Source organism: uncultured Chitinophaga sp., assembly GCF_902168175.1.
Taxonomy (GTDB): Bacteria; Bacteroidota; Bacteroidia; order Chitinophagales; family Chitinophagaceae; genus Chitinophaga.
The window spans coordinates 275,010-294,914 of record NZ_CABHOU010000025.1; the positions used below are offsets into that span (position 1 = coordinate 275,010).

Consider the following 19,905-nt stretch of genomic DNA (forward strand, 5'->3'; position numbering starts at 1 on the left):
TTTATGCCTTATTAATCTCTGTTATCAAATTTTCCATTCCCAGCAACTCCGAGGAAGTTACAATCGCACTCATCGTTACACCAAGAATACCATGCAAGTTCAGGTTTTGCCCTGTAAGATACAAATTAGGTATCCGGGTACGGGGCGAAATGAGCGTACGCATGGGGTCACTACTATCTTTCAGGAAGCCATACATACTGCCGTCGGCCGTACCCATATAGTCGCGGAACGACAATGGGGTGCCTACCGAGTAGGACTGTATGCACTCCCGGATGTTGGGATAAGTGTTTTCTAATATATCGATAATCTTTTCCGCCTTCTCCGTTTTAAACGCTTCATACCCGTCTCCCCGGTAACTTTCCTGCGATACGACATTGTAAGTATCGGCCCAGGGCGCCACTTCTTCTGCCCGCATGTACGACAAGGTGGAAATACCGTCCGCAAAGCCGTCATCGCGGCCATTGTTCTGGAAATACACGGCCACTGTGCCCGGCCAGGTATCCGGGGTATACTTCACGGCGGCCCATACATCATCCGACTGGTGCAGGTACAGGTTATAATTGAGATAGGGGAACGAGTCTGGTTTTAATACGATGTTTACCATCAGCGCGGACACCGAGTTCTCCAACGTGTTTAAACGGCTTCGGTAGGCGCCACGGATCATATCGCTTTCTAATAAATCCAGCGTGCGGGCGGGGTGTACGTTGGATATGAAGTGTTTACCGCCAATTTGTTCGCCGCCGGCAATGGTTACATGTGTTACCACGCCACCTTCTTCTTTTATCTTCACCACTTCTTTATGCCTTTCTACCACGCCCCCATTGTTTGTAATAATCCGCGCAAGGAACTTGGTTATTTGCGAACCACCGTTCACACAGCGCCACGAACTTTCGATGTAACTGTTCGTAATGAGCGCGTGTACGTAAAAAGGCGTGGTTTCCGCCACACCGGCATACAGGATATTATTACCGGCCAGCACCTGGCGCAGTTTTTTATTCTCCGTAAGACTATTAATGAAATAGTAAGTATTGATCGTCAGCACTCGCTCCTTCTCCTGTGCAATACCTGCCCGCAGATTGTACAGCGGAAAACAACTGCACACATCTTTAATCGCCGCGCAATACTGTTGTATCGCGGCTTCTTCGTCCGGAAAGTATTCGAGTAATCCTTTGATGAAGCGATCGTAACCCTGCGCCAGTTTATACACCACCGGATCATTGTCGAAAATGATGTGATCGAAACCATCTTCGTCCAGCCGTTTGAGCTTCAGCTTATCCATGATGCCCAGGTACTTAAATACCTGGTGCAGGTTCTGCCCTTCTTCCAATCCACCAATGTAATGCACACCACTGTCGAACAGTACCTTATCGCGGCTGAACGTTTGCAGGCAGCCACCGGCCTGTTTATTCTTTTCCAACACACAAACATGGAAGCCGTGTTTTGCGAGGATAGCCCCACAAACCAGGCCACCAAGGCCGCTACCGGTAATGACTACGTCAAACGTGCGCATGCTGGTGTTTAAGTACAAAAATGATATTAGACGTAAACTTCGTATTATCTATCTGTTCCAGCAACACGCCGTGTTTCGCCGCCAGTTCTTTAATAGTGGACGCTTTCAGGAACGATAATTCATTTTCTGTTTTATTAAAGCCGAACAACTTCGTAGAGAACAGTTCTGTAAGTTTAGTCCCCTTATGCCTTTCCTCCAGTTCCGCATTACCATCACGGATAATAATGATACCGTCCGGATTTAACTGTTGTATACATCGGGTGATTAGCAGCTCCTGCGCTTCAGGACGCAGGTAATGCAACACGTCGCTAATGATAAAGGCATCGTGTGGACCGAATGCGTAAGTGGTCGCATCGGCATGTATGAAGTTTACGTTGTCGTTACGCAGGTAGCAATGATTAGCAGTAGCGATCTTATCTTCATCATAATCCAGCCCTGTTACTTCCCTGCCCTTTTCTACCCAGTGCAGCATGTAACTCAGGAAACCGTATCCGCAGCCAATATCCAACACCTTACCCTGTTTAGGCACCAACTGGTTAAAGAGCTCGTAATTGTTTTCCATTTTGGTTTTGATACGCATGTACCATTCCAGCACGGGACCTTTGTAGATATAGTTGTAGATGAGCTGCTCCCTGAAGTAACGCGGCGTTTCGGTTTCACTGCGCAGGCTTTCATATTCCTTCTTAAAGTGACGGCTGATCGATTTCGTTCTTGCCGCATATCCCTCACCCCAGCTTTTATCTTCGTGTGAGATGCGTGGCAGGTACTTTACCGACACTGTTCCATCCTTCAGTAAAAAGTCGCTTTTCGACATGGTATACCCCGTGCCATGTATCAACACGGGCTGCACATCCAGTTGTAATTGCTCTGCCAGGTAAAAAGCACCTTTATGAAAGCGTTTGATAGTGCCGTCCGGCGAACGTGTGCCTTCCGGGTAAATCACGATGGAATATCCCTCCTGTACCTTCGTACGCAGTTTCTCCACGCTTCCCTCTGCACCCTCTGCCACCGGGTAATAATCTGCCATACGCACTACCGCTCCGAATACAGGCGACTTCCACACCCACTCGTTCGTTAACAGCACCACACGCGGGTTTAACATGGTCGACACCAATATATCCAGGAACGACTGGTGATTGCTGATAATTATCGCCGGCTTTTCTTTTGCATGTACCGGTTCATTGATAATGCGTTTCTTAAAGTTGCCCATGATATACAACACCGACCAGGTGTACTTCGATAACAATACATGGTACAGGTATTTGATGCGCAAACTTTTCACCGGGTTAAGGCGCAGGAATATCCAGCCGATAACCGTCATCAGCAGACTGCCGAATACGAAGTAACCCATGGAAAATACCGACTTCACCCAGCCATGCAGCGTCCAGGGGGCGCGGCCTTTCTTCACCCGGTTGGTGATGAGCCAGTTGAAAAAGAAGGGGATCATTACCTGCGAGATGAGTACTACGCAACTGATGCCGATGATGGCGATAAGAGCGATGGAGCGCAACGAAGGATGTTCTGCAAATATCAACACGCCTAAACCAAGTATCGTAGTAATCGCTGAAAAGAAGATAGACGATTTGAACGATGGTAAATGTTTGCTGCCGGAGCGGTATTCCTGCAACAATCCATCCATGGTAAATATGCTGTAATCATCACCCAAACCAAAAATGAAAGTGGAGAGGATGATATTGACGATATTAAATTTGATGCCAAACAAACCCATGATCCCTAAAATCCACACCCAGCTAAGCGCCATGGGAATAAAGGTGATAAGCGCGAGTTCTATTCGGCCGTAAGAAATTAGCAGCGCGAGAAACACGAGTGTGGCGGTCATCCAGGCAATGCTGTTAAACTCTTCCTGTATCAACTCTGCCAGGCGGTTGGCCGTGTATTGTTTGTCGAAAATAACGGTATGTTCTCTGCCGTCCAAAGCGGCGTATATTGCTGCCTTCTTAGCCGGGTCGGCCTTTAAGATCGTTACGATAGAGGCGCTGCCTGGTTTCTCTGTAATAAAATCGCTCAGGAAGCCGGTTTGCATTAACCCGGATGCTTCCGGTTTTAATACTTCGTACTGTTTATTCAACAGGTTTTCGAAAGCGGCAAAGGCTTCCGGCTTAAACTTATATTCCGCAGCTTCCCGGTGAAGATCAGCCAGCAGTTGTTGTTTCTTTTCTTTAGTCCAGTAAGCATTCCAACGGTTGATGCGGATGCGTTGTTCTGCTTCAGAAAGCATCAGTCCATTTACGCCGGATACTTTTTTTACCGCCTGCTCTTTCGAAAGTTGGGCCAGCAAAGGTTCTATATCTTCGCGATGTTGCAATGCCTCATCGAGGTTTTTACCTTCGGAGATGAGATAGATATTTTGGGCAGTGTACTGGTTGATGCGGTTCAGTTTGTCTTCAGCAACCTTTAACTTAGGCTGCATAAAGTTCATCCGCATCATATCACTTTCAAAACTTACTTTTCGCGCAGTGAAGAAAAATACTACTGTAAGCGCCAGGATGCCGTATACGAGGTACTTGTTACGTTCCGGCCTATATTCCGCCAGGCGGTCGATGATATTGTGCGACGCTTCGCCCACTTTCGGCTGTTTGCCTAAAACGATGAAATGCGGTAAAAAGATAAGCGAGAACAGCGCAGCGCCCACAAGACAAAAAGCAGCGAAAAGGCCAATATCCTGCAACATCGGCGACTTTACGAACTGCAGGCAAAGGAAACCGCCGATGGTGGTCAGTCCGCCCACCGTCATCGGGATGGCGAGGTCTTTGATCACCTGGCGTATATCGGGCAAATGCCTGTAGTGATTGAAAATATGCAGTGAATAGTTAACCGCAATACCCAGCACCACGCATCCACCCCCTAAAGCAATGACAGAAATACTACCCTGCACCAGGTACACCACCGCGAGCGAAAACAGTGCGCCAAATACCACGGGCATCATTACTAATACAGGCGCCCGTTTACGGCGAAAGAACAGGGCTATCAGTATGATCAGTAACACAACGGTGATGCCCTGCGTAAAGATCGTATCGTGGCGAAGCTGCTGCGCATTACCCACAGATACGGCCGTAGCGCCGAAGTACGACGCTTCTGTGCCCGGATATAATACCTGTAAACTGTCCAGCGATTTATCCAGTTCTTTTAAGAACAATGCATTTTTACCGGTAGCACCGGGAGGATTAGCCGGTGTAATAAAGATCATCAGGTGACGGTAATCTTTCGTCACCACAAAATTATCGTAGAGGTCAAACTGATCGTCGTACTGCAAGTGCATCAGCTTTTTTACGCCCAACCAGGAAATACCTACGGGGTCTTGCTGCACCATTTGTTTTAATACCAGTCCGGCAGGCGAGATCAGTGTATTGTAATTATTGGCCAGCGCCTCTTTCAGCATGGCAGGTGTGAGAAGCGTATCAATGCGGCCATAGTCCTGCGCTTCCAGGAACACAGGCAGGTTACTGCGGATAGTGCCCATCAGTTCAAGCATAGCAGCATCTTCCGTCTGGGCCTGTAACGTTTTAATATAAGGTTCGAATACGGGCGACCGTAGCTGTTCGCTCAGTGAAGTGGCAAACTCAGTCAGACTGTCTGGCGCGATGGATGCCGTTGTATCTTTCTGCGAAATGGTCACCACCAGTTTATCGGCAAACTTTGAGCTTTGCAGAAATTGCTGTAAACGATCGATCTTTTTATCGCGGGGGAGTATCCGGGTAATATCTTCCTCCAGCCGTATGCGTGAAGCAAAAAAAGCGGCCAGTGCAAAACTCAGTATGGTAAATAACCACAGTAAAGGTTTGCGCTTCTCAAAGAAGTTGTAGATCGATATAAAGAATATGCCCATAAATAATTTAACAACAAATATTAACAGCCGCTATTTTACCTGCTCCTGCCTGGCCACGCCCCTGCGGAACACGGCAAACAGTACCCAGGTAAACAATCCACTCACAACACCCGCTACAATGGCCAGCGTAATGCTGCCATAGATGTATTGTACCAGGTTCATTTTTATATTCTCCAGCGACAGGCCTTTGTGAAACAAAAGCAATGTCGCATCCTCTCCTACCCAAATTCTTCCCATCAAAAAACTAAGGAACACGATGAAGGGGATCATTGGCGGAATACTGATGTTGGCCGCAATAATCACCAATCCCTTATTTAACCGCATCCAGGCGGCTAATAATAACGCTACCAACATCTGGAAACCCCATATCGGCACAATGCCCATAAACACGCCAAATCCTACGGAAAAGGCCTTTTTCGCGTTCGACTCCTCCCGGTTCAGCAAATGATCTTCCAGGAACTGCCGGCGATTTTCCCGTTTCAGTATATAACGGATAAAATCGCGTGGTTTGATATAAAAGAAACTGATTAGCACCAATACCGTATTGAGAATAGTAATACGGGTGATGTCCATAACAGGACGGAAATGCGTAATACGCTCGCCTTTCGGCGGATAATATACTTTGATCGGCGTCCATTCCACCTTAATCCCGCTCCAGGCCGCACGCACCATTACGTCCACTTCAAACTCATACTTGTTGCACACCGAACGTATGTTGCCGATTTTATGCACGGGGTATAAGCGGAAACCACTTTGCGTGTCTGGCGCTTTAATACCGGTTTCCACATAAAACCAGAAGTTGGAAAACTTGTTCGCATTGGTGTTTTTGCCGGGCATGTTTTCCTGTTGCAGGTTACGCGCGCCGATCACCAGCGCATCGTTGCCTTCGTCCAGCTTATCCAGGAAAACCGGCAGATCACTTGCAAAGTGCTGACCATCGGAGTCCATGGTAATTACATGCCGGTAGCCCTGTTGCAGTGCGTAACGGAAACCTTTGCGAAGCGCATAACCTTTGCCACGGTTGGGCGTGTAAGCAACTACCTGTAACTGGGGGAATTCCTCCAGCACTTTTGCGGTAGCGTCTGTAGCGCCATCGCTTACTACTACCAGGTGACGGGTATAGGTTAATACGGAACGGATAACTTCACCAAGGGTGGTGGCATTGTTGTAGGTAGGGATGAGCACACAGGCGTTGTGAGCTTCAAAACGGGCGTCGTATATAGGTGGCTGTTGCATTATCTGATTAACTACTCAGGCGGATTTAACATTGAAAAGTCCCTGGAACTTCAGGAACGTTACCTCACCGCTTTTTATCACGGCCGTTACTTTAATATCCTCTGTTTCCTGCAGCACATACTTAATTTCCACGTCTACTTCCGGCTGCTTCGTCGGATCTATCATGTTCAGGAACTTCATGTTGGCCGACTTGCGGATCATCACGTCCTTACTCAGCGCGCTGCCCAGTATTTCCTGTACGGTTTGCATCATACAAACACCCGGCACTACCGGCTGCCCGGGAAAGTGACCTTCGAATACGGGGTGAGCGGCGTTCCAGGTGATAGTGGTATTAACGACTTCGCCTGTTTGCTCCTGCTGTTTTACGGTGTAAAGTTTTCCTGCTAACATTATTTTTTAACTCGTTGTGATGAGATATTAAATTTGAATTTGCGGTGCGCTATGTCTATCGAATCCGGAATGCCTTCATGGTAGTCCTTCATCCATAAATCTACAACCGGTTTCCGTTTCGAGCCATTCTCCACTTTAACCAATTCGCTGCAATCTTTTGTAGTGATGTAATACACCGCACCTTTATCCAATGGTACTTTCACGTATTGCTGCCCTTCACGTTCGAGTACTGCTGCTTTCGAAAAATCGTATCGCATCAGCAGCATTTCAAAATCTTTACGTAGGGTTTTTACTACGGCCTTTTTATCCATCTTCGCCATGACGTAGTGCTTTGTAAAACCTCCGCTGCTATCAAAACCAAAGTCGAAGAACTTAAAACCCATCTCGTTGGTAAACACGATCCGCATGCTGCTGTCTTCCATCTTTTTAAAAAGCAGTAAACCACTGAAGTGATTACTCAACACATCTACCTGCGTATTGTATATCACGGTGCCATTGTACTGTGGGCGGAACTGCTCCACACAATGTGCATTGCCGGTGGTGCGCTGCAGACCTTTGTAGGCAGATGTGCAGCCGCTCAACAGGCCAATAACGAGCAGACTATTTAACAGCAAATACTTCATCGCCGATGTTTACGTTCACTTCTTTATTCACAAAGCTCATTACCGTATCGTCGCCGCCCGATTCCTGCATCTGTAATTTTGTTACGGAGTAATCTTTCTTATCTACCCACAACACTATCTTTTTAAAATACTCTTTTATTACTTTAGATACCGGTGTCATTTCCAGTTGATAAAACTGGTTGTTCTCAAACACCTTTGTGCTGAAGTCGGGATTGTTCAACACATTACCCTGCACACAATCGGCCGTTATTTTACTCACCTGCTGAAATACCTTGCTCGATTTAGACGAGATGCGGTTCTCTTTCTGGCTGTCTTTTGTTTTAATGTCTTTGCCGTTAATGATCACAAGATAATAGGAAGGCTGCTGGTATTCCATTCTCACCTTATCTTCTTTTTTGAACCAGAACTTTCCTTTACTGGTGATCTTTTCGCTGAGCATGCTCAGGTTTTTCTCCTGCACAAAATCGCTCTTGATCGTTTTGGTGTTTTGCGAAGTTTTCGAGAACTGTTGTTTAAACTGTTCGGGGTTAGCCACAGGTTTAAAGCCCGGACTTTGCGCAAAGGCCATCACATTCATCAAACAGCAGCAAATAAATATCCATTTACGCATATGCGGGTATATTTAACATTTTATCGATCCTGACAATAGAAAACCCTTTATCACGCAGGGTTTTAATCAATTCAGGCAATATCTGTACCGTAATACGGCAGGTATCGTGAAACAGGAAAACATCGCCCGGATTTACCTTATACAGCACTCGCCTTAACAGTTCGTCTTCTTTCTTCAAAACCGTGTCCAGCGAGCGTATGCTCCAGCCTACCGTGGTATAACCGCCCTGGCGTATGGCTTTTGCCAGCGACGGGTTGGTTACGCCATAAGGCGGGCGAAATAATTTAGGCTGAAGACCAATGGCGTTTTCAATAGCCGCATCGGCCAGGCGCATGTCGTACAACATTTTGGCGGGCGTAAACAAATCGAACCAGAAATGATGCGAATTGCTATGGTTCCCGATTACGTGCCCTTCGGCATGCAGCCGTTTCAACAGTTCCGGATTTTCGGCCGCACGATATCCTATACAAAAAAAAGCTGCAGGCACCTGGTGCTGCTGCAGTATATCAAGTATTTCAGGCGTATACGCTTCCGCCGGTCCATCATCAAACGATATAGCCACCACCTTATCCCGGGTAACCCCCTTATTAAGCACCGGCGTAAAAAAGCTAAGCGAAATATCGGTAGCACCCCAGGCTAGTATAGCGGTGAGGCATACCAGCATCATCATCCATACCCACCAGTGTACCGGACCATCCATAAAATGCACCACCATGGCGATACAAAAGGCCGCAGCAAACAAAATGCGTATGGTATTGAACTTTAGCATGCCTTTAAGAGCAGCAGCGAATAGTGCGTGCCCTGGTACTGGTTAATGATTAATACATTTTTAATAGCAGATGGGGCCGTACCGCTTAACAACACCGCTTCCGGTACCTGCTGTGTGCGAATGATGTTATGCCCTAGCCAGGTAGCAAATGCCGATGCAGTAGGATATTCACCGCTCAGGTGTTTAAACCCTGCAATCGCCTTTCCGGGGAACAACTTACGTTCCAGCGCACCCATCACCATATCTTCGTCCGCATTGCCGCTACGCCCGGATATGACTACATCCGGCATCACATCTCCTAAATATTCTTTTATAAAGACCGCTGTTTCGACAGCCCCCGAAGGTTTATAAAGTGTAGCCGGTGTTTGCATTTCGGTTACTGCATTTCCCTTTTCCGAACTTAATACGAAAAAAGCCGACCCTTCCCCATTAATAGTACCCTCGCCCGGCGTTTGTAACAAGTCAGCACTGTTGCTAATACTGTTGCGGAACAAACCGAAGCGTGAAAGTATGGTATGACTGTGATCGGTAATTTCATCGAGGCCGCCAGTGAGTATATGTTTGGCGTTACCTTCCTGTAATATCATCATACTGTCGAGCAGCGCGTTCTCGAATGAAAAAGCGCGGTGTACGAACGTATTGTTGTAAGCGTGGCAACCCAGCATCAGTGCTATCTGGCCCGCTACTGTATTATGTGTGCTTTGTATAAACGCAGTAGGTGTAAGCATTTCCTCCTGCTGTGTCACCATTTTATTTAGGAACACGCTGGTATCGGCCAGGCAGCCGTAAGCGGTGCCGGTGATAATGGCATCGGGCATGGTAATGCCGGCATCCTGTAAGCTAAGCTGTGAAGCACCTACGCCCATCTTAATTACCCGGCTCATACGGCGGATCATTTTAATATCGATCCACTGTTTGTAATCGGGGTCGGCTACTGCCAGGCGGTTACCTTCGTACGACTTCACACTTTCCAGGAACGGGCCACCAGCCGCAGTTTCCTGCGGAGATATACAACCAGCTCCTTGTATGTATGCTTTCATTCCTATTATCTTGAAAAAATTACACTCGAACAGTTACCGCCAAAGCCAAACGAGTTGGACATTACATGCGGCAGATCATTACCGGTACTAAAAGTTGTGACAGGCGAAAAAGGCAGTTCCTTCATACGTGTAGTAAACTGCGCATTCGGATAAATAATTCCTTCTTTTACCGCCAGCGCGCTAAACACCGCTTCTATGCCACCGCTTGCCCCCAGCGTGTGCCCGGTAAACGATTTGGTGGAACTTGCCGGCGGAACATCCTGTCCGAACAGTTTCACGATCGCTGTACCTTCCGACACGTCATTGTTTTGCGTACCGGTGCCATGCAGGTTAATGTACGCCACCTCCGAGGCCGCCACACCACTCATCTCCAACGCACCCTTCATGGCCAGGTAATTACCTGTACCCTCAGGCGAAGAAGCTGTTTGATGATAAGCATCGTTCGCGTTGGCATAACCACTTAAACTGCACCAGGCGCCGTTTGGCAACTTTGCCGCCACGGCTTCCGATACTAATACCACGTAACCCGCACCTTCGCCAAGATTAAGGCCGGTACGGGTATCGTCGAAGGGCCGGCATTTCTGCTGGTCCAATATCATTAAGGTATTAAAACCGTTGAGGGTAAAACGAGTAAGCGCATCGGTGCCACCGGCTATCACCACATCTACAATACCGTTTTTGATCAGGCGCGAGCCGTACATTAATGCATTGGCAGCAGAGGAACAGGCGGTGGAGATAGTGGATACATGATGTTTCACACCCAACGCATCGGCCACCAGTTCTGTTACGGCACCACATTCATGGTTCACCACACCGCGCAAATGTCCTTTGGCATTATCCGGAAGAAACTCGTTCATGAAGTCTTCCGTTTTATCCATACCACCAACGGTGTTGGCGGAAATAAAACCAGCGCGGTAATTGGTAAGATAACCGAGCCCGGTGCTTTCCCATGCAGCTTTGGCGGCGATCATGCTTAACAGGGCGGTGCGACTGGTATGTTTCGGCAAACCGGCCATCTGCGCCAGTGTATCGTTATCAGCTTTTACTTCAGCTACGGGAAAAGTATCCTTGTGAACAGAGCGCAGGTATTGCATCGGGGCCATGCCCGGACGCATACTGGCAAACGATCCCAGGCAGGCGTCCAGGTGGAGGCCTATGCCGCATATTACGCCGCCGCCTGCTACCAGCACCTTACCGCTCATTATGCTTTTTGATTAGCGGTGATAAATTCGGCCATCGTGCGTATAGACTGAAAAATCTTCGGTCCGTCGTCAGGGTTGGCCATACGAATGTTGTAGTGCTGCTGCATTAAAACGATCAGTTCCAGCGCATCAATGGAATCGAGCCCCAGGCCGTCTTTGAACAGCGGCTGATCGTCGCCGATGTCTTCCGGTTTTACTTCCTGTAAATTCAATTGCTCGATGATCTGGGCTTTCAGATCTGCCATCAACTTTTCCATCTTTATTTTATTGATACAATTTTTCTATTTGCCCGGCGGTAAACGGTAATGCCGCCCCTCTCCCCTCTTTTTCCACTAAAAACAAGACTGCTTCAAAGTCCTCGTGGTATTGTTCTATCCAGCCACAGATACAGGCCTGTGCGGCGTTTGTATCCAACAGCTGTTGCACATAAGCGGTCATAAAAGGGATATCGAACTGTTCCGATACAAAAAAGGCATTCTCTCCTTTAAACTTATGCCGTATGCTGATTTCGCCGGTTACTATGTTGGGCAGGGTATACACGAACAAAGCAGGACTGGCAATGTCCTGCACGGTGTCGTAATACCTTTCGTCGGTATCCAGACTTGCGCTGCGGTTCGCAAACACCAGTGCTGTATCTTCCTGCGGGTATTTATCCATCGGCATATCCTGTAGCAGCACTTCCGCCGCCATCCAACCCAGTTTGCTCAGCAGGTCCATTTTATGGAACTTCTGGTACTGGCCGGCGAAGCGGTCGTACAAACTACGGAGGAACTCCTGCAAACCTGCAGATTGTTCATCTACCAGCACCTCTCCGTTTTTAATTACATGGAAAGGTCTGATAATAGTATATGCGTTCAGTTTATTTAACGTCAAGGTCCTGCATTTTATCCGTCACACCAATCATCCTGGCCAAACGTTTCGGCAGTGTATCGTGTTTGGCTACATAGGGGTTCGTTGTATCCCATACATAACCCGCCAGTACCGAACAGATTTGCCGTTTAATCGTTTCATCCGGGTCTTTACGGAAGAAGATGGTATCCAGTGTGCCCTCGTACCATGCCATTACGTACGAACGGAATACGTTCACGCCCTGCATGGTAGGCTCCATATATTCTTTCTCCCAATCTACCGCTTCACCTTTCAGCTTCCTGATCACCAGTTTCGCCGCCGTCTGGCTGGAAACGGTAGCCAAAGTTACGCCGGAAGAAAATATCGGGTCCAGGAACTCGGTGACATTGCCTGTCAGCACATATCCTTCGCCATAAAACTTATCGGTAGTAGCCGACCAGGATTCCAGTATCCTCGGTTCAAAAACCAGTTCTACATCGCGGAAACGTTCCCTGGTAAAAGGTTCCGCTTCCAGCATGGCGCGGTACTTTTCTTCATTGTTACCTTCAAATCCTTCGAAGAAATCAGGCTCACTTACAAAACCCAGCGACGTAACACCGGTGGAGAATGGAATGATCCATATCCAGGTGCCTTTTTTGTGTACCACGGCGGTAATACGGTTAGGTTCTGCATCCATGTACCGCTTTTTATCAACCGTATGTGCAAACAGCGCTTTACGCGGCTGCAGTACAGATTCTTTTTCGAGGTTAAACAGCTTGGGTATTACCCGGCCGTAACCGCTGCCGTCTACAATAAAACGGGCTTCAATCTCTTTTTTATTTCCGTTGATGTCTTCCACTGTTGTTACAGAATCGGAGCCATTAAAACGGATGGCTGTAACGGTTGTTTCATATTCTACCGGCACCCCCATTTCCTGCACGGTATCGGCCAGTGTGGTATCAAAATCGGCGCGGGGCACCTGCCAGGTCCACTTCCAGCCATCTGTATACTGGTTCTCGAAAGTGAAGTCACAAATCGCATCGCCCTTTACAAACTTAGCGCCGTACTTCTTCTGGAAGTCTCTTTTTTCGAGCGCCTCCACGAATTTAGCTTCGGTGAGCGCCTCCATACATCTCGGCAAAAGACTTTCACCGATCACAAAACGCGGGAACTTCTGCTTCTCCACAATTTTAACGGTATAACCTGCCTGGTGTATGATAGATGCAGCTACCGTTCCCGCAGGCCCGGCACCTATCACTAATACGTCCACTTTTTCTGTTTGCATAAAGGGTTAATTGGTTGTTATAGGTTGAGTTTGAGTTATGCTTTTTTACATTGGAGCAACGTGTAACTAAGGCCCATACTATGATTTTCGTTTACGATCTGCAATCCTGCCTTTTTCACACATTCGTAAAACACTTCTGAAAAATACATCTGGCTGTTGCCGTTGGCCATCGCCGTGAAATACAGGGAAGTTTGCTGGAGGCAGAACGCGGCTGATTTAAACACCTGTTTGTCCCAGAAAGGCTCTAATATGTAAACACTACCATCGTCGGTAAGCGCCTCACGACAGCGACTGAGGATCGAGGTGATTTCGTCTTCAGAGAAGCAGTCGAGGAACTGGCTCATCCAAATTACGTCGAATCCGGTAGGGAACGGAATGCTTTCGTCCAGAATGTTATTTACATGGAATGAAACGCGGTCGATGTAACCTGCTTCTGTAATATTTTTAGTGGCACGGGCAACCTGGCCGGGCAAATCGAAGATGGTGATCTTCACTTCGGGGTCGTGCGCGAAGCAGGCCATGGTAAATTTACCGGTGTTGCCGCCAATGTCCAGCAGCTTCAGCGGTTTATCCTGGAATACTATCGGTAATACCTGTGGAAAGGCGAGATCGGAGTAATAGTGGTCGAAGTTGTACCAACTGGCGCCTTCTTTTGGCGGCAGAATGGTAAGACCTTCATAAATGGTTTCCCAGGGGCCTAGTTCTTTCAAACCTGCCGGTTTGCCTTCTGTAATAGCTTCCTGGAGGTGGAACATACCTTTGTAACAGATATCGTTACTAAAGTCCATATTGATACGGGTCAGGTAATCATGCTCGATAAAGTGACCGGTTTTGGTAAGTACGTACTTCTTTTCTTCGTTGATAATCAGCATTTCCATACCCAGGCCTGCTTCTACCAACACGCGAACGCCGTAACGGGTCAGCCCTGTTTTTTCGATGATCTCTTCAATGGTTACGCCTTTCATCCCGTTTTCGGAGATGGCTTTGAGTATACCCAGGTCGCGGAGCGCTTTGGCTGCCTGAAATACTACGGGTGCAAACGCTATCCACAGGGCGGCTTCCTTGGCCTGCAAAGCTGTTTTCGTTTCCTTGTTAAAGAATTGCATGCTGTTGTTTCTCTGATTTAAGTGTAAATAATTACCGGGGTACCTATCTTTTAACTATTGTTTTTACCAAACACCATGGCCGCGTTACAGCCGCCAAAGCCCGAGGTGGTTTTTACAAAATATTGCATCTCACGCGCCAGCGGACTTCCCGAGCAAACATTCAGCGGCAGAGGCACGCCATGTTCGCTGTATCCCTTCGTAGGTATAACCAGGTTATCGTTCAGCGAACGCATCCCGATAATCGCTTCTACCAGTCCGGCCGCGCCCAGTGTATGCCCGTAATAACCTTTAAGACTATTTAACGGCGTATCCTGTAAACCGGCGTAGTTAAATGCTTTTGCTTCCATTTCGTCGTTGTACAGCGTGGCGGTGCCATGCGCCGATACAAACCCTATATCTTCAGTTGTAAGTCCGCTATTTTTGATGGCCTTTACCACCGCAGCTCCCAACTCCTCGCCCGTACGGGAAGGCCCGGAAATGTGGTTGGCATCGTTACTCGAAACACCTTCGCCCAATTTAATGGCCGCTTTGGGTGCTTTAGAACGATCGGCCGTTAATATTACCGTGGCCACTGCCTCTCCTAATGTAATACCGTTACGTTCGGCGTCAAAAGGTTTACATGGCTCGCTGCTTACCGCCAAAAATGACTGAAAGCCCGATAGCACAAATTGCGTAAATACGTCGGCCCCGGTAACGATCACATGATCGTACTGGCCTGAGCGTATCATACGCTGCCCGATGATCATGGCCAGCAACCCTGAAATACAGGCGTTACTGATAACGACGGGCTTATTGGTATGACCAAAAAAGGCGGCTATCTTCTGCGCAGCAGGGTAAAGCTGCAGCGCGGAAGGTGTAGCCGCATTATCACCAATCAATTCTATATTTCCTTTAGTGGTAGAGAGTACAAACCCGGTTCGCGCATCTCCCGCCGCTATTGTTGTTTGCGCCAGCGCATCTTTAATGGAAAGAATGGCCAGTTGCTCGAACTTCGTGTACGTTTCACCGCTCACGTTCCGGCTGCCCGGTAAGTCACTCATTTGTTCGGCCGTAATGACTGCGCCGTAAAAAGACGCAGCCGCCAGGGATGGATCGTTGTGCTTACGGATAGCGCTGTCGCCACGGCGAACAGCCTCGTAGTTGGCCGCCGTGGTGTTTCCCAAAGGAGAAATAATATTATCTGCTGCTACAAAAACGTCTTTCATCATTCAACAGATTATATTACCCCATGTTGTTGTTTCCACGACTGGAAAAACTCCGGGGCTACCAATTGCAACTGGGCCTGGTCCTTATCCAGAAATACCTGTACGGTAGATCCTGTAGCTACTATATCCCTGGTAGCTGCGTTGTATAAAGTATATTCAAACCTGATTTTTGCGGCCGCAGTGTTTATGTAGCGTGTTTCCACGATCACACTGTCGCCGTAACGGAGTGATTTTTTATAGTTGCATTCCACGCTTACTACCGGCACGGTGTACCCCTGTTTGTAAATATCCAGGTAGCGTAAACCATATTTGTTCCCGAAAGCTTCCCTCCCGTCTTCAAAATAACGTACGTAGTGGCCATGCCACACAATGCCGAGCGGGTCGGCCTCATTAAATTTTACCAGGATCTCTGCTCGGTCACTCAATACTGCTTGCATGAAATGTTTCCCTACTATTTTAAAAATTACTCGCCGCTGTATTTGGCTCTCCAGGTTTTGTATTGTTTTTTATCGATGTCTTCGATGATCTCTTTTACCGGGCCAGCCCAGTAATTACGGAAACCGAAACCGCCGAAACGACCAACTTCACCGGTTAAACGCTCGGTAAACAGTACTTTTTTAGAGGCCAGGTCTACTATTGTTACATAGTAAGATGCAGATTTCTCGGTTTTGCTGAAGGCTTCGCAAACGAAGAGGATGCCCAGACCTTTGTAGTCGCCGAAGTTGTAACCTTTTACCACCGCTGCAACGTCTTCTGGTTTCAGGCGGTGAAAATCAGCAGATTTGGAAGATTTGATCTTGTCTGCATTGATCTTACGGTTTTTTGCATGCGATTCTTCCAGGTCTGTATCGATACGGCTTTTCTTGAAAGCTTCAGCGAGCTTGAATTTTTTAGGTTCATTTACAACCAGGTCGTTGATGGCGGGCAATTGTTTGTCCACAATATCATCCTGGTTAGCTGCTTCGTCGCCGATAAGGCGGAACTGTGTAAAGTCGATACCAAAGTAAGTTACCTGTTTGTCAGAGTTAAACAGATCTTTAGCCGTTGATTGTGCGTTAGCATTAAAGCCCAGCACCACTGTAGCAAATGCTGCGAAAAGTACTTGTTTGAGTTTCATATTTATCAGTCTTTATTTTGAGGGACAAAGATTTTCATTTCACATTCGGCCAGCAGGCGTCCGTCCTGGAACACGCTGCCTTTGGCAATAGTGGCACCCATTACCTCTCTTTCGATGGAGATAAGGGTTTCTATCTGTGTGCCGGCGGCCGGTAATTCCAATACTTCCAGGTGGCTGATGCCGCCAATATAACCGATAGGCACTGGCTCGTTGTTCTGTTTGGCCAGGTACCCCACCCTTACAGCAGCCGACTGGGCGATGTTTTCTACCAACCCGGGAGGCATAAGAACGCCATTATCTACAAAAAGATTGTCGGGCTCCACGTCAAAACCGGTACGCAGTTCCTTATCATCCGCACGCAACAGCCTATGCACCATTACGATGGGAGGACGCTGAGGAATGTATTGGGTAATCTCTTCTTTAGTAACTAACATCGTAAACAGTTATGTTTTAAAACCGCACGCGCAAATGTAAGACTCCTTTTTCTAAAGTTTATACGATGATTATAGTTGGCTATCCTGCAATTTAAGGAAGTTTCAGGCTTTATCGCCAGTGGGGGTGGCTGAGGATTTGTCCCAGAAGTCGTAATAATTAAACCATTGCACAGGATATTGCTTCACTTTTTCTTCCATAGTAGTGGCAAAATCGTGTATGGCTTCCTGTATGCCCTCCCTTCGCTTTCCATGATATTCGCGGGGTGGGGTGGCGTAAAGGTGATAATGGGTAGACGTTTCTTTGAACGCAAATACCAGGGAAACTGGCACTTTGAAGGTACTGGCCAACTGGAAGGGCCCCATGGGGAAAAGGGCCTCTTCGCCCAGGAAAGGTACCTGCACGGTTTTATTGCCGGGCATAAACCTGTCGGCATGCATACACACCAGCTCCTGCTTGTTTAGTGCATCGGCGATGGCGTAAATATGGGAAAGATCGTTTTTAAGCACAATGACGTTCACCACCCGTTCGCCGGTTATAGAGGAAAGGTAACTTTTCACCTGCTCATGCTCCCCGTCGAACATTACGATGTTGATTTTGGTTTTCAGGCGGGTAAACAGGTGCCCGGCCACTTCCCAGTTACCCAGGTGGGCACTGAGTAATATACCGCCCTTACCGCCGGCCACCATATCATGCAGGTGCTGTTCACCGTCAAATTCGAACGTAAAGGGATTGGGAATACCGGCCATTACCACTACTTTGTCGATCAGGGTTTGGCCGAACACGTAATAATTGGAATACAGGCAACGTAAGCTACGCCACCTTCCATATCCGATTTTCGTATTAAAATATTTGAGAATAGCCCGGGACGAGCTATGGGAGAATAAAAAATAATACGCGGCAGCTATATAAAGGACTACATATGCTGCACGCACGCCACCTCCATATCGCAACACGTAAACAAATATGCTATAGCCCAGTTTGTTTCCCTTGGATTTACCTTGCCATGAAGGCATTACACGAGCGCTTTTTGATTCAAACGAGCAATTACATAATCATAAAAATCCTGGAAGGTTACTATACCCGCAAAATCCTCGGGCTTTACCTTAAATCCAAAATTATTCTCGATTACTACCACCAGGTCGATATAATCCAGGCTGTCCAGCTCCAATGTCGCTTTCAGGTTCGCCCCGGGAGTAATATTACCGGGTGCCACTTCAAATTCCTCTACCAGGAATGCGTTCGTCCTCGTTATGATCTCGTTAACTTCCATAATTATTTTAGTTCCAGATATAGGTTGAAAGAGTTAAACAATACTCCGGTCATTTTCATGCCGGAAGGTGCATCTTGCTGCAAAATTAATAAGAATAACTCAATCCCACTTCCTGATTACCAGGGAGGAATTAGTTCCACCGAAGCCAAAGGAATTGGACAAAAATATATTAAAATTCTTATTAATAGTACTGGTAACGAGGTTTAACCTGGCAGAATCCTCATCCGGGTTCTCAAAATTGATGTTTGGGGCAATAAAACCCTGTTCCATCATGATCATTGAGTACACAATCTCGCTAGCCCCTGCCATCCAGCACTCGTGGCCGGTCATCGACTTAGTGGAACTGATGGGTGGCCGGCTTTCGCCGAACACCTGGTGTAGTGCCCGGGCTTCGCTGGCATCGCCGGCAACGGTGGAGGTAGCATGTGCGTTAATATATTGGATATCATGCGGTTGTAAACCCGCATCTTTCAACGAAATTTCAAGGGAGCGTACCGGCCCGTCTACACTGGGGTTGGAAATATGGGCACCATTGGAAGAAAATCCGTAACCAAGCACCTCTCCCAATATCTTCGCCCCACGGCGTTGTGCCGATTCCAGGCTTTCGAGGATTACCGTCGCCGCTCCGCCACTGGGCACCAGCCCGTCACGATCGCGGTCAAATGGCCTCGACGCCTTAGCCGGGTCGCCTTCGCGAACGGAAAAAGCTGCAATCGCGTCAAAGTTACCCATGGAGTAAATATTGATTTCCTGGGCACCACCGCACACCACGGTATCCTGCATACCATTTTTAATAAACATATAACCCAGTCCAATAGCATGCGAGCCGCTGGCGCAGGCAGCACTCACACTGAAGTTGATACCTTTTAACCGGAAGATAGTGGCGAGGTTCATATTTACCGTAGAGTTCATAGTCTGGAACACAGAACCGGAACCTACGAGCATGGTGTCGCGCTTTTCGCGCATAATATCAGTAGCTTCTACGATGGGTTTGGAAGAACTGTCGTTGCCAAACAATATCCCCACCTCCCGCTGCTCGATGTAATCCTGGTCGAGGCCGGCCTGGGCCAGCGCCTCGCGGGTAGAAACATAGGCAAATTCCGCCTGCTCCGGCATCATCATCCTGGCACGACGGTCCAAAACGCCCTTAAGATCAGGACGTTCAACAAAGCCGGTGAGTGCCGACCTGTAGCCAAAGTCTTTCCGCGCCGGGTCGTAAATGATACCGGAGCGGCCTTGATATAATGAATCTTTCACTTCCTCCTGGTTCTTCCCGATACAGGAATACACACCGAGGCCTGTAATCACGACTCTATTCATAATCACCAGTTGTTAAAAGGCGCAAAGCCCCTTCGTAATTTTACCGGCCTTGTAAATGCAAAAGCCGGGCCGTTACAAAAGAGCTGATTTATTTTCACCAAAGTTATAGGTA

The 19,905-nt window shown here is 47.7% G+C and carries 20 protein-coding genes; all 20 read right to left on the reverse strand.

Annotated features, from left to right (window positions below):
- Position 1: 1 nt before the first annotated feature.
- Positions 2-1,510 carry an NAD(P)/FAD-dependent oxidoreductase gene (locus QZT80_RS04515; protein ID WP_295118283.1) on the reverse strand — a complete coding sequence of 503 codons (1,509 nt, stop codon included), beginning with the start codon at positions 1,508-1,510 and terminating at the stop codon, positions 2-4.
- Positions 1,497-5,357 (reverse strand): trifunctional MMPL family transporter/lysophospholipid acyltransferase/class I SAM-dependent methyltransferase, encoded by a 3,861-nt coding sequence (locus QZT80_RS04520; RefSeq protein WP_295118285.1) that lies wholly within the window; start codon positions 5,355-5,357, stop codon positions 1,497-1,499. The genes QZT80_RS04515 and QZT80_RS04520 overlap by 14 nt, the downstream gene beginning before the upstream one ends.
- Positions 5,358-5,387: 30 nt before the next feature.
- The gene (locus QZT80_RS04525; RefSeq protein ID WP_295118288.1) at positions 5,388-6,593 is read right to left on the reverse strand and encodes a DUF2062 domain-containing protein; all 1,206 of its coding nucleotides are present in this window, start codon (positions 6,591-6,593) and stop codon (positions 5,388-5,390) included.
- A 15-nt stretch (positions 6,594-6,608) separates the two neighbouring features.
- Positions 6,609-6,983 (reverse strand): 3-hydroxyacyl-ACP dehydratase, encoded by a 375-nt coding sequence (locus QZT80_RS04530; protein WP_295118290.1) that lies wholly within the window; start codon positions 6,981-6,983, stop codon positions 6,609-6,611.
- The gene (locus QZT80_RS04535; RefSeq protein WP_295118293.1) at positions 6,983-7,606 is read right to left on the reverse strand and encodes a hypothetical protein; all 624 of its coding nucleotides are present in this window, start codon (positions 7,604-7,606) and stop codon (positions 6,983-6,985) included. The genes QZT80_RS04530 and QZT80_RS04535 overlap by 1 nt, the downstream gene beginning before the upstream one ends.
- Entirely contained in the window at positions 7,584-8,216 is a 633-nt protein-coding gene (locus tag QZT80_RS04540) for an outer membrane lipoprotein carrier protein LolA (protein ID WP_295118296.1), read from the reverse strand. Before QZT80_RS04540 ends, QZT80_RS04535 begins: the two co-directional genes overlap by 23 nt.
- Entirely contained in the window at positions 8,209-8,985 is a 777-nt protein-coding gene (locus tag QZT80_RS04545; RefSeq protein WP_295118299.1) for a polysaccharide deacetylase family protein, read from the reverse strand. The genes QZT80_RS04540 and QZT80_RS04545 overlap by 8 nt, the downstream gene beginning before the upstream one ends.
- Positions 8,979-10,025, reverse strand: a complete 1,047-nt coding sequence (locus QZT80_RS04550) for a beta-ketoacyl synthase N-terminal-like domain-containing protein (RefSeq protein WP_295118302.1) — start codon at positions 10,023-10,025, stop codon at positions 8,979-8,981. The genes QZT80_RS04545 and QZT80_RS04550 overlap by 7 nt, the downstream gene beginning before the upstream one ends.
- 5 nt (positions 10,026-10,030) lie before the next feature.
- The gene (locus tag QZT80_RS04555) at positions 10,031-11,227 is read right to left on the reverse strand and encodes a beta-ketoacyl synthase (RefSeq protein WP_295118305.1); all 1,197 of its coding nucleotides are present in this window, start codon (positions 11,225-11,227) and stop codon (positions 10,031-10,033) included.
- Complete coding sequence (locus tag QZT80_RS04560; protein WP_295118308.1) at positions 11,227-11,484, reverse strand: phosphopantetheine-binding protein; 258 nt, start codon at positions 11,482-11,484, stop codon at positions 11,227-11,229. Before QZT80_RS04560 ends, QZT80_RS04555 begins: the two co-directional genes overlap by 1 nt.
- Before the next feature lie 7 nt (positions 11,485-11,491).
- Positions 11,492-12,100, reverse strand: coding sequence for a hypothetical protein (locus tag QZT80_RS04565; protein WP_295118311.1), 609 nt, complete (start codon positions 12,098-12,100; stop codon positions 11,492-11,494).
- Positions 12,087-13,340 (reverse strand): NAD(P)/FAD-dependent oxidoreductase, encoded by a 1,254-nt coding sequence (locus QZT80_RS04570; protein ID WP_295118313.1) that lies wholly within the window; start codon positions 13,338-13,340, stop codon positions 12,087-12,089. The genes QZT80_RS04565 and QZT80_RS04570 overlap by 14 nt, the downstream gene beginning before the upstream one ends.
- Positions 13,341-13,375: 35 nt before the next feature.
- On the reverse strand, positions 13,376-14,446 hold the full coding sequence (locus tag QZT80_RS04575) for a methyltransferase (RefSeq protein WP_295118316.1): 1,071 nt from the start codon (positions 14,444-14,446) through the stop codon (positions 13,376-13,378).
- Between the two features lie 50 nt (positions 14,447-14,496).
- Entirely contained in the window at positions 14,497-15,654 is a 1,158-nt protein-coding gene (locus QZT80_RS04580; RefSeq protein WP_295118319.1) for a beta-ketoacyl synthase N-terminal-like domain-containing protein, read from the reverse strand.
- 8 nt (positions 15,655-15,662) lie between these two features.
- On the reverse strand, positions 15,663-16,088 hold the full coding sequence (locus tag QZT80_RS04585; RefSeq protein ID WP_295118322.1) for a thioesterase family protein: 426 nt from the start codon (positions 16,086-16,088) through the stop codon (positions 15,663-15,665).
- Positions 16,089-16,114: 26 nt separating this feature from the next.
- Positions 16,115-16,768 (reverse strand): hypothetical protein, encoded by a 654-nt coding sequence (locus QZT80_RS04590; protein ID WP_295118325.1) that lies wholly within the window; start codon positions 16,766-16,768, stop codon positions 16,115-16,117.
- A gap of 5 nt (positions 16,769-16,773) precedes the next feature.
- A complete protein-coding gene (locus tag QZT80_RS04595; protein ID WP_295118328.1) occupies positions 16,774-17,202 on the reverse strand; it encodes a 3-hydroxyacyl-ACP dehydratase in 429 nt (142 codons plus the stop codon).
- A gap of 102 nt (positions 17,203-17,304) precedes the next feature.
- Positions 17,305-18,216 (reverse strand): lipid A biosynthesis acyltransferase, encoded by a 912-nt coding sequence (locus QZT80_RS04600; protein WP_295118331.1) that lies wholly within the window; start codon positions 18,214-18,216, stop codon positions 17,305-17,307.
- Positions 18,216-18,473, reverse strand: coding sequence for a phosphopantetheine-binding protein (locus tag QZT80_RS04605; RefSeq protein ID WP_295118334.1), 258 nt, complete (start codon positions 18,471-18,473; stop codon positions 18,216-18,218). The genes QZT80_RS04600 and QZT80_RS04605 overlap by 1 nt, the downstream gene beginning before the upstream one ends.
- 99 nt (positions 18,474-18,572) lie before the next feature.
- Positions 18,573-19,793 (reverse strand): beta-ketoacyl synthase, encoded by a 1,221-nt coding sequence (locus QZT80_RS04610; RefSeq protein ID WP_295118337.1) that lies wholly within the window; start codon positions 19,791-19,793, stop codon positions 18,573-18,575.
- Positions 19,794-19,905 lie beyond the last annotated feature (112 nt).

What these genes read in the sequence shown, in the direction of transcription:
- QZT80_RS04515 (WP_295118283.1), bottom strand. Translation starts at nt 1,510, where the DNA reads ATGCGCACGTTTGACGTAGTCATTACCGGTAGCGGCCTTGGTGGCCTG.
- QZT80_RS04520 (WP_295118285.1), bottom strand. Translation starts at nt 5,357, where the DNA reads ATGGGCATATTCTTTATATCGATCTACAACTTCTTTGAGAAGCGCAAA.
- QZT80_RS04525 (WP_295118288.1), bottom strand. Translation starts at nt 6,593, where the DNA reads ATGCAACAGCCACCTATATACGACGCCCGTTTTGAAGCTCACAACGCC.
- QZT80_RS04530 (WP_295118290.1), bottom strand. Translation starts at nt 6,983, where the DNA reads ATGTTAGCAGGAAAACTTTACACCGTAAAACAGCAGGAGCAAACAGGC.
- QZT80_RS04535 (WP_295118293.1), bottom strand. Translation starts at nt 7,606, where the DNA reads ATGAAGTATTTGCTGTTAAATAGTCTGCTCGTTATTGGCCTGTTGAGC.
- QZT80_RS04540 (WP_295118296.1), bottom strand. Translation starts at nt 8,216, where the DNA reads ATGCGTAAATGGATATTTATTTGCTGCTGTTTGATGAATGTGATGGCC.
- QZT80_RS04545 (WP_295118299.1), bottom strand. Translation starts at nt 8,985, where the DNA reads ATGCTAAAGTTCAATACCATACGCATTTTGTTTGCTGCGGCCTTTTGT.
- QZT80_RS04550 (WP_295118302.1), bottom strand. Translation starts at nt 10,025, where the DNA reads ATGAAAGCATACATACAAGGAGCTGGTTGTATATCTCCGCAGGAAACT.
- QZT80_RS04555 (WP_295118305.1), bottom strand. Translation starts at nt 11,227, where the DNA reads ATGAGCGGTAAGGTGCTGGTAGCAGGCGGCGGCGTAATATGCGGCATA.
- QZT80_RS04560 (WP_295118308.1), bottom strand. Translation starts at nt 11,484, where the DNA reads ATGGAAAAGTTGATGGCAGATCTGAAAGCCCAGATCATCGAGCAATTG.
- QZT80_RS04570 (WP_295118313.1), bottom strand. Translation starts at nt 13,340, where the DNA reads ATGCAAACAGAAAAAGTGGACGTATTAGTGATAGGTGCCGGGCCTGCG.
- QZT80_RS04575 (WP_295118316.1), bottom strand. Translation starts at nt 14,446, where the DNA reads ATGCAATTCTTTAACAAGGAAACGAAAACAGCTTTGCAGGCCAAGGAA.
- QZT80_RS04580 (WP_295118319.1), bottom strand. Translation starts at nt 15,654, where the DNA reads ATGATGAAAGACGTTTTTGTAGCAGCAGATAATATTATTTCTCCTTTG.
- QZT80_RS04585 (WP_295118322.1), bottom strand. Translation starts at nt 16,088, where the DNA reads ATGCAAGCAGTATTGAGTGACCGAGCAGAGATCCTGGTAAAATTTAAT.
- QZT80_RS04590 (WP_295118325.1), bottom strand. Translation starts at nt 16,768, where the DNA reads ATGAAACTCAAACAAGTACTTTTCGCAGCATTTGCTACAGTGGTGCTG.
- QZT80_RS04595 (WP_295118328.1), bottom strand. Translation starts at nt 17,202, where the DNA reads ATGTTAGTTACTAAAGAAGAGATTACCCAATACATTCCTCAGCGTCCT.
- QZT80_RS04600 (WP_295118331.1), bottom strand. Translation starts at nt 18,216, where the DNA reads ATGCCTTCATGGCAAGGTAAATCCAAGGGAAACAAACTGGGCTATAGC.
- QZT80_RS04605 (WP_295118334.1), bottom strand. Translation starts at nt 18,473, where the DNA reads ATGGAAGTTAACGAGATCATAACGAGGACGAACGCATTCCTGGTAGAG.
- QZT80_RS04610 (WP_295118337.1), bottom strand. Translation starts at nt 19,793, where the DNA reads ATGAATAGAGTCGTGATTACAGGCCTCGGTGTGTATTCCTGTATCGGG.